Source organism: Vibrio sp. V39_P1S14PM300 (assembly GCF_009904765.1).
In the GTDB taxonomy this organism is placed as follows: Bacteria; Pseudomonadota; Gammaproteobacteria; order Enterobacterales; family Vibrionaceae; genus Vibrio; species Vibrio proteolyticus.
Window position 1 is genome coordinate 1 of sequence record NZ_WXWP01000408.1, and the last position, 8585, is coordinate 8585.

9 protein-coding genes are annotated in these 8585 nt (G+C 49.4%); 7 read left to right on the plus strand and 2 right to left on the minus strand.

What is annotated here, in order from left to right; all coding sequences use genetic code 11:
• The first annotated feature begins 118 nt into the window (after nucleotides 1–118).
• Nucleotides 119–1120, plus strand: a complete 1002-nt coding sequence (locus tag CAG65_RS21400; RefSeq protein ID WP_161448657.1) for a porin — start codon at nucleotides 119–121, stop codon at nucleotides 1118–1120.
• 84 nt (nucleotides 1121–1204) lie between these two features.
• A complete protein-coding gene (locus tag CAG65_RS21405; protein WP_021704115.1) occupies nucleotides 1205–1906 on the plus strand; it encodes a DUF2057 family protein in 702 nt (233 codons plus the stop codon).
• Between the two features lie 62 nt (nucleotides 1907–1968).
• On the opposite strand, the gene bioA is transcribed toward CAG65_RS21405, so the two are convergent.
• Nucleotides 1969–3246 (minus strand): adenosylmethionine--8-amino-7-oxononanoate transaminase, encoded by a 1278-nt coding sequence (bioA, locus tag CAG65_RS21410; protein ID WP_161454915.1) that lies wholly within the window; start codon nucleotides 3244–3246, stop codon nucleotides 1969–1971.
• Nucleotides 3247–3379: 133 nt separating this feature from the next.
• On the opposite strand from bioA, the gene bioB reads away from it, so the two are divergent.
• Genes bioB through bioD form a run of 4 tightly spaced genes read left to right on the plus strand, consistent with a single transcriptional unit; the run spans nucleotide 3380 to nucleotide 7049 of the window.
• Complete coding sequence (gene bioB, locus CAG65_RS21415) at nucleotides 3380–4432, plus strand: biotin synthase BioB (protein WP_161454916.1); 1053 nt, start codon at nucleotides 3380–3382, stop codon at nucleotides 4430–4432.
• Complete coding sequence (gene bioF / locus CAG65_RS21420; RefSeq protein WP_161454918.1) at nucleotides 4419–5579, plus strand: 8-amino-7-oxononanoate synthase; 1161 nt, start codon at nucleotides 4419–4421, stop codon at nucleotides 5577–5579. The genes bioB and bioF overlap by 14 nt, the downstream gene beginning before the upstream one ends.
• Nucleotides 5573–6376, plus strand: a complete 804-nt coding sequence (gene bioC, locus CAG65_RS21425) for a malonyl-ACP O-methyltransferase BioC (RefSeq protein WP_161454917.1) — start codon at nucleotides 5573–5575, stop codon at nucleotides 6374–6376. The genes bioF and bioC overlap by 7 nt, the downstream gene beginning before the upstream one ends.
• Nucleotides 6369–7049, plus strand: a complete 681-nt coding sequence (bioD, locus tag CAG65_RS21430) for a dethiobiotin synthase (RefSeq protein WP_021704110.1) — start codon at nucleotides 6369–6371, stop codon at nucleotides 7047–7049. The genes bioC and bioD overlap by 8 nt, the downstream gene beginning before the upstream one ends.
• Before the next feature lie 69 nt (nucleotides 7050–7118).
• Here bioD and CAG65_RS22110 read toward each other — a convergent pair whose 3' ends face one another.
• Nucleotides 7119–7283 (minus strand): hypothetical protein, encoded by a 165-nt coding sequence (locus CAG65_RS22110; protein ID WP_021704109.1) that lies wholly within the window; start codon nucleotides 7281–7283, stop codon nucleotides 7119–7121.
• A gap of 301 nt (nucleotides 7284–7584) precedes the next feature.
• Here CAG65_RS22110 and htpX point away from each other — a divergent pair, with 301 nt between their 5' ends.
• Nucleotides 7585–8448 (plus strand): protease HtpX, encoded by an 864-nt coding sequence (htpX, locus tag CAG65_RS21435; RefSeq protein ID WP_021704108.1) that lies wholly within the window; start codon nucleotides 7585–7587, stop codon nucleotides 8446–8448.
• Nucleotides 8449–8585: the final 137 nt, after the last annotated feature.

The window sequence follows — 8585 nt, forward strand, 5'->3', positions numbered from 1 at the left end:
ATCTAGCTCTCGAATTAAATCAGGGTTCGAATTTCACCATCAAAGAGTGAAAACGAGCTCATCAAAACAAAGGGACTCGGATAAGGATGTCCCATCTAAGAAAAGGCAGTGGATCATTATGAAAAAGACGCTATTAGCTTTAGCAGTAGCTACGGCAGCTACGTCTGTAAACGCAGCAGAAATCCTAAAAACTGAAGACGGTTCTGTAGACTTTTACGGTCAACTACGTACTGAACTTAAATTCCTAGATGACAAAGATGCGACTCTGGGTTCTGGTTCTTCACGTGCAGGCGTTGATGCAACTTATACCGTAACTGACGGCTTCGACATTCTGGGTAAAGTAGAATTCGGCCTGAAAGACAACAGCGATATGTACGTTCGTAACCACATTTTCGGTATCGCGACTGACTACGGTACAATCAAACTAGGTAAGCAGTGGACAACTTCTGATGACGTTTACGGCGCAGATTACTCTTACTTCTTCGGTGGCACAGCTCTACGTTACATCACTCTGAGTGACGCTCTTCACGATTCTCAAATCAAATACTCTCTAGAGAAAGACAACTGGTGGGTTAAAGCGGGTTATGGCCTTGACGAAGACGACACAAACCAAGAGCTGGCTGAGCTGTTTGCTGGTGCTTCTTTCGGTGACCTAGCTCTACACGTTGGTGGTGGTAAAAACACTGACAACGCTTGGGATGGAAGCTCAGATGAAGTGTCTAACACGTACTACGAAGCCACTGCAGAATACACTATCGGTGACGCTCTGATCGGTTTCACTTACTACCATGCGAAACTTGAAAACGAAGACAACAACCACGAAATCAAAGAAAATGGTTACTCTCTGGCAGGTACTTACAAAGTAGCTGACAAGACAACTGTCTACGGCGGTTACGAGTACACAGAGCAAGATCCAGATTTCGCAAGCGATGAAGACGGTACTCTGATCTACGCTGGTGTTGAATACAAGTTCGCTAGCTGGGCTCGCGTATACGCTGAATACGGTTACGCTGACGGCACGACTCTGGGCTACAGCAACAAAGGTTCAGATGCAACTGTTGAAGCAACAACAGTTGATAGCGAAAACAACTTTGCTATCGGTGCTCGTGTATACTGGTAATCTCAGTTAATATACAATCTAAAGCCCAGCGTAAGCTGGGCTTTTTTAATGGTATATCAGTAAATATATAAGAAAGGACATCGTATGCAGTACCTCAAGTATCTCCTGGCCACTCCGGCTCTACTATTCAGCGTTGCTTCGTTGGCAGAAGTAAAACTCATTGTTCCTGAGCATGTCGATGTACTTTCCGTAAACATGCAAAAACCTAAACTGGATGGCAAGCTCTTCTCCAGTGAGAAGTCTATCGCCTTGCCGGACGGTGAAAACCAAATTGTTTTTCAGTATCAGCCAGCGTTTGAAGTGGATGAAAATCTGCGTCGTGCGTACGGTGAAATCATTATTGCTAAATTTGATCAGTCCAATACCGAACTGACGTTCAAACTGCCGGAATACCGCAATTATCGCGAGGCGGAAAAATCGGTTCATGATCTGGACTGGTCGTTAAATAACCCACAAGGCCAGCAGGTTGAAGTGGCTTCCGATATTCTTAAGAGTGAAGGGGTTCAGATAGGCCGCAATTACTCTGAAGAAGCTGAAGAATACAACCGCAAAGGCGGCCCGGCAGCGGTGGCTGTGTCTTATATGGTCGTCAGTAACCAGGTTCACGCTGCGGCGCCTGTTGCGGCCACGGTTTCTGCCCCTGCAGCAGCCCCAGCATCGGTTGAGAAAGTGGCGGTGCCGCAAACGGCAGGCTCTGAAAATGTCTCACAACTTCAATATTGGTACTCCAAAGCATCAGCAGAAGAGCGAAAAACGTTCCGCCGCTGGATGATTGACCAAGAATAATCGTGAATAAATAAATGAAAAAGGTTGAGCAAAGCTCAACCTTTTTCATTTTAGATCAGGGGTTACTGGAAACAAGCAGAGTCAGACAGTGTTTCTTCTACAGCCTTAATCAGAGTCTGAATGTGTTCAGCCGTCGCAATAAACGGTGGCATCATATAGATAAGCCGACCAAAGGGACGGATCCACACACCGTGTTGCACAAATTTTTGTTGTATGACTTCCATATTAACTGGTTGAAGCGTTTCAACCACGCCAATAGCACCAAGCCAACGGACATCGCTCACTTGTGGGTAACTCTTTAACGCAGGCAACAAGCTTGCAAACTGCGCTTCAATCATCTCAGTTTGTGCTTGCCATTGTCCGGTCTCAATCAAGGTGAGGCTGGCGTGGGCAACTGCACACGCTAGCGGATTCCCCATAAACGTTGGGCCATGCATAAAGCAACCCGCTTCTCCGCTGCACACGGTATCCGCGACATGCTTGCTGGTCAGGGTGGCGGACAATGTCATGTAGCCACCGGTCAAGGCTTTCCCTACGCACATGATGTCTGGCTGGACTGCAGCGTGTTCACAGGCAAAGAGTTTGCCCGTGCGACCAAATCCGGTGGCGATCTCATCCAAAATCAACAATACCCCAAACTGATCGCACAGTCGGCGTACACCCTTCAGAAACTCGGGATGGTAAATCCGCATGCCACCGGCTCCCTGAACGATGGGCTCTAAGATCACGGCGGCAATGTCTGAGTGGTGAAGAGAGAGCTGATGCTCGAAATCCTTCAAATCATCCGCATTCCAGGTATCGTAAAAACCGCTGCTTGGCGAGTCGGCGAAGATGTGTTCAGGCAAAAAGCCTTTATAGAGAGAGTGCATCGAATTGTCGGGATCTGTGACCGACATGGCAGCGAACGTGTCGCCATGATAACCGTGGTGTAATGTCAGAAACTTCGGACGCTGTTCGCCTTTTGCGTGCCAATATTGCAATGCCATTTTCAGGCTGACTTCAACGGCGACTGAACCTGAGTCAGCCAAAAATACTTGCTGAAGATTCTCGGGTGTCAGACGAAGCAGTGCTTGACACAATTCAATGGCCGGCTGGTGTGTGATGCCGCCGAACATGACGTGCGCCATTTTGTCGATTTGATTATGCGCTGCCTGGTTCAGCAACGGATGGTTGTAACCGTGGATCGTTGACCACCAGGAGGACATACCGTCGATCAATCGCGTGCCGTCCTCCAGTTCCAAATAAACACCTTCTGCGCCTATTACTGGAAAGCAGGTCAGAGGAGTGAGAGTAGAGGTGTAAGGATGCCAGATGTGCTGGCGATCGAATGAAAGATCCATTGAAAATTTCCGTCTCGCAGTTGGTTGTTATTTGATCGACTGTAAACTTGCTTGATTTTGTTTTGTTGACAGTTTATCGCGTGCAGATAGACTAGCCAAACTATTAACGTATAAAAAATCAAAAGGATTACACGTGGAAGTTCGTCATAACTGGAGTGTGGCAGAAGTCAGAGCCTTGATGGAAAAGCCATTTATGGATCTGCTGTTTGAAGCTCAAACCATTCATCGCCAATTTCAGCACGCGAATCATGTTCAGGTCAGCACACTGCTGTCGATTAAGACCGGCGCCTGTCCGGAGGACTGCAAATACTGCCCCCAAAGCGCGCGCTACACCACGGATGTTGAAAAAGAACGTTTGATGGAAGTGGAGCGAGTATTGGATGCGGCGCAAAAAGCCAAAAACGCTGGTTCGACGCGGTTTTGTATGGGAGCGGCTTGGAAAAACCCGAAAGCACGCGATATGCCCCTGCTTGAAGACATGATCCGTGGTGTGAAATCCATGGGGTTGGAAACCTGTATGACGCTGGGCATGTTAACCCCGGAGCAGGCCACGCAACTTGCCGATGCGGGGCTGGACTACTACAACCACAATTTGGATACATCGCCGGAATACTACGGCAATATCATTACCACCCGAACCTATCAGGATCGTCTGGATACCTTGTCACACGTGCGTGACGCCGGCATGAAAATCTGCTCTGGTGGTATTATCGGCATGGGGGAAAGCGCTAATGACCGTGCGGGCTTGCTGGTCGAGTTGGCCAATCTGCCAACCCATCCGGAAAGTGTGCCGATTAACATGTTGGTCAAAGTAAAAGGCACCCCGCTTGAAACGGCTGAAGATGTAGACCCATTTGACTTCATTCGTCTAATCGCGATCGCGCGTATTATGATGCCCAAATCGGCGGTTCGACTGTCGGCCGGACGAGAAAACATGAATGAACAGATGCAAGCCCTGTGTTTCATGGCCGGTGCCAACTCGGTGTTTTACGGATGCAAGCTGCTGACCACCCCGAACCCGTCCGAAGATAAAGACATGCAGTTGTTTGCGAAGTTGGGAATCAACAGCCAGCAGGTGTCGCAAAAGCCCGATGAAGTTGAAGAGAATGAGCTGCTTGACCGCGTCGTTAAGCGGGTAGCGACTCGTCCGGCAAAAGACGATCTATTCTATGATGCCAGCGTTTAAGGCACGTATTGCCTCTGCGCTTGAAAGTCGCCGCCGCCAGGGGCTCAATCGGTCTCTGGCACCAGTGTCGCACGGCAATCGGACCGCTTTGTCTGCTGAGGGGCGCAACTATATCAATTTTTCCAGTAACGATTACCTCGGTCTTGCCAATGATGAAGCGTTGAAGCGAGCCTGGCAAGACGGGATAGACAGGTTCGGTAACGGGAGTGGAGCCTCACCGCTGGTGACGGGGTTTCATACGGAGCACCAGCGCTTGGAGTCAACGTTGTGCGAATGGCTGGGATACGAACGGGCGGTATTGTTCAACTCAGGTTTCAGTGCTAATCAGGCGATGTTGTTCGCTTTGCTGGAAAAAGGCGATCGGCTGCTGCAGGACAAACTTAACCATGCCTCATTGATGGAAGCGGGAATGCATGGTCCTGCAACGATGCGGCGCTTTCGCCACAATGATGTCTCGCATCTGGAGGCTTTGTTGGCAGAAGAGAGCAACAGCTTAGTGGTGACCGAAGGTGTGTTCAGTATGGATGGCGATCTCGCCCCACTTGGTGCGATCGCTAAACTCACTGCGCAACGAGCCTGGTTGGCTGTCGATGATGCACACGGTATTGGTGTGTTGGGGAGCGAGGGGCGAGGCACATCCAGTTACTTTCAGGTCACACCAGAGCTGTTGGTGGTGACTTTTGGTAAAGCGTTTGGCTTGTCGGGGGCGGCGATTCTGTGTGACGCTGAGACCGGCGAGTATCTGACCCAGTTCGCCCGGCATCATGTCTACTCGACGGCGATGCCACCTGCCCAGGCACATGCATTGACTCAGGCGACTCGCATGATCCGTCAGCAACAATGGCGCCGTGATAAGCTCAGGGAACTCAGTGAAGTTTACGATCGCGTTCTGAGTAACGTGCCGGGATACGTCAAAACACAAACACCGATCAAACCTTTTGTGATTGGTGAGGCGCAACCCACAGTGCAGGTCGCCAACCATTTACGCCAGCGGGGTTTCTGGATGACGGCGATACGTCCACCAACGGTCGCTAGTGGCTCGGCCAGGTTGAGGATCACACTGACCGCTGGTCACAGCGCGGCGCAGGTTGAGCAGATGGCCACAGCGGTACGACGTTTCATCGAACAGGGAGAGATCGGATGTTAGCGCTTTCCAGTTCAGCGTCAAGACAACACGATAAACAAGCCATAGCGGACGCGTTTGGCAAAGCGGCGCAGACGTATGATCAACATGCGGCGTTTCAACGTGATGTCGGTCAGCGATTACTGGACCAAATGCCAGCGGATCTACAGGGTAAGGTAGTGCTGGATCTGGGTTGTGGCACCGGATATTTCTCACACGAGCTTTTCAAACGCGGTGCCAGGGTGATTTGCGCCGATTTATCTCCGGACATGCTGAGAGTCAGTCGCCAGCGATGCGGCCGTGAACGCATGCGTTACGTTCAGGTGGATGCTGAGCGGATGCCGTTTGGCGCATCGAGTGTCGATTATGTGTTCTCCAGTTTGGCGCTGCAATGGTGTGACGATCTTGCTGTACCGTTAGCCGAGATCCGTCGGGTATTGAAACCGCAAGGACAAGCCTACTTTTCTACGCTCTTGGATGGTTCTTTGCATGAGCTTAAGACCGCTTGGTCGAAAATTGATGCATATCAACACGTCAATGAGTTTATCAGCGTCAATCAGTTAAACATTGCGTTAGCGCAAGCTGGTTGCCACCGCCATCATCTAGACTTGCCCACGGTTACCGTATGGTACCAGCGCGCATTTGATCTGATGCGTGATCTTAAAGGTATAGGTGCAAACCATGTCAACGGTCGCTCGCACGGGCTGACCAACCGGAAAGCGCTGCTTCAGGTGGAGCACGCGTACCGGGCTTTCGAAAATCATAATGGGCTTCTACCTGCAAGTTATCAGGTTTGTTTAGGGGTTATTTCGCATGATTAATGCATTTTTTGTTGCCGGTACGGATACCGATGTTGGAAAGACGGTCGCCTCCAAAGCGATTCTTCAGGCGCTGGGAGCAAAAGATTTAAACACAATTGGCTACAAACCCGTTGCTGCGGGGAGTGAAAAAACTCAGCAAGGAATGCGTAATTCCGATGCCTTGCATTTGCTTAAAGCGGCGAATATGGAATCAGATTACGATGACGTAAACCCTTATGCGCTTGAGTTACCCGCCTCGCCGCACATTGCCGCCCGACACGAGCAGATCGTAATAGATAAACAGCTATTATCGAACAAACTGGCGCTGCACAAACAGCGTGCCGATGTTGTGCTGGTTGAAGGTGCCGGAGGGTGGCGTGTTCCACTATCTGACAACGAATTTTTGTCCAGCTGGGTGCAGCAGGAACAATTGCCGGTAGTGTTGGTGGTCGGGATCAAGCTGGGTTGTTTGAGCCATGCGATGTTGACGGTCGAGAGCATTAAAGCGGACGGTCTGAATGTGGTTGGCTGGATTGCAAATCGGGTTAATCCGGGCACGGAGCACTATGCGGATATTATTGCAATGCTGGAACAGCAAATTGATGCGCCAAAGCTGGGTGAAATTCCTTACATCCCCAGTGCCAAGCGCACAGATTTAGCCAAGTATATTGACGTCGCACCTTTAGTCGGGTGATGACAGTGAACATCATGAAAAGGGCTGCCATTCGGCAGCCCTTTGTTTACCTGTCTGTCGGGATGCAACTTACTTCTCGGTTGCAATACCCATTAATGCCTGCTGCGTATCGGACACTTTTTTAAAGATGGTTTCTTCGCTTAGTCCGAGTTGTTGCTTGGCTTCTTCTTCTGAGATGCCTAAGTGACAACAGAGCAGGTCAATCGCCATTTGATAGTTGTTAGCCTCAGCCATTTGAATATCCCTAATTCACCGGAGTTGTTCCTCTGCATCCGAATGTAGGGTGTTTCGCTGGTTGGCTCAATAAGACTAAAGTCTAACTTGGTAGAGGTCTGACCTGGCTTTTCTGGTAGGTGGTTGTTTTTACAGGAGGCTCCAGTTTCATTGCAAAACATCATATTTATATTTCAGACATCAAATGTTGCAATTTAACGCTTAACCTTGTTTTTCAAATCTTAGACTATATCTATAAGACAAAGCAGTCTGAGCACAGGCTCAGGCAATAAGAAGTAAGCTTCCTGTTTGGAGAGAGTAAATGAAGCGAGTTTTATTATTCCTGGCAACGAACTTGGCCGTGATTCTGGTCCTGAGTGTTGTTTTGAATATTGTTTACGCGGTAACGGGCATGCAACCGGGCAGCTTGTCTGGTCTACTGGTTATGGCGGCCGTATTTGGTTTCGGCGGTTCCTTCATCTCTTTGATGATGTCAAAGAGTATGGCGCTTCGTTCTGTTGGCGGAATGGTGATTGAGAGCCCGCGTAACGAAACCGAACATTGGTTGATGGAGACAGTAAGTCGTCAGGCTCAACAGGCTGGCATTGGTATGCCGACTGTGGCGATTTACGACTCTCCTGATATCAATGCGTTTGCTACTGGTGCAAAACGTGATGATTCGCTGGTGGCGGTGTCAACCGGATTGCTGCATAGCATGACCCGAGATGAAGCAGAAGCGGTATTGGCACACGAGGTCAGCCATATCTCCAACGGTGATATGGTGACGATGACGTTGATGCAAGGTGTGGTGAACACCTTCGTGATTTTCTTGTCTCGCTTTATTGCCAACCTGGTGGCATCTAATGATGATGAGGAAGGTCAGGGCAGTAATATGATGGTGTACTTCGGTGTATCGATTGTGTTGGAGCTGGTGTTTGGCTTCCTGGCAAGCTTTATCACGATGTGGTACAGCCGTCACCGTGAGTTTCATGCCGATGCCGGGGCCGCTCGATTGGTCGGCAAGCACAAGATGATTGCAGCATTAGAGCGTCTGAAGATGAGTCAGGAGTCTCAGTTGGAAGGTTCTATGATGGCCTTTGGTATCAACGGTAAGCGTACCATGACCGAATTGCTGATGAGTCACCCACCACTGGACAAACGCATCGCCGCTCTGCGTAACGCGTAAGAATTAATAGATTGAAAAGGCTTGGTTTTTACCAAGCCTTTTTTTGATCCCTTTTTAGCTGAGCAGCGTATGAACAGTGATAAAAAGTTATACAAAAAATTATTTGTACAACTTTTTAACTCATACTACCTTGTACA

Excerpts from the sequence above, each read along its gene's own strand:
- bioF (WP_161454918.1), top strand. The coding sequence starts at position 4,419 with ATGCCAGCGTTTAAGGCACGTATTGCCTCTGCGCTTGAAAGTCGCCGC.
- CAG65_RS21400 (WP_161448657.1), top strand. The coding sequence starts at position 119 with ATGAAAAAGACGCTATTAGCTTTAGCAGTAGCTACGGCAGCTACGTCT.
- bioA (WP_161454915.1), bottom strand. The coding sequence starts at position 3,246 with ATGGATCTTTCATTCGATCGCCAGCACATCTGGCATCCTTACACCTCT.
- bioC (WP_161454917.1), top strand. The coding sequence starts at position 5,573 with ATGTTAGCGCTTTCCAGTTCAGCGTCAAGACAACACGATAAACAAGCC.
- htpX (WP_021704108.1), top strand. The coding sequence starts at position 7,585 with ATGAAGCGAGTTTTATTATTCCTGGCAACGAACTTGGCCGTGATTCTG.
- CAG65_RS21405 (WP_021704115.1), top strand. The coding sequence starts at position 1,205 with ATGCAGTACCTCAAGTATCTCCTGGCCACTCCGGCTCTACTATTCAGC.
- CAG65_RS22110 (WP_021704109.1), bottom strand. The coding sequence starts at position 7,283 with ATGGCTGAGGCTAACAACTATCAAATGGCGATTGACCTGCTCTGTTGT.
- bioD (WP_021704110.1), top strand. The coding sequence starts at position 6,369 with ATGATTAATGCATTTTTTGTTGCCGGTACGGATACCGATGTTGGAAAG.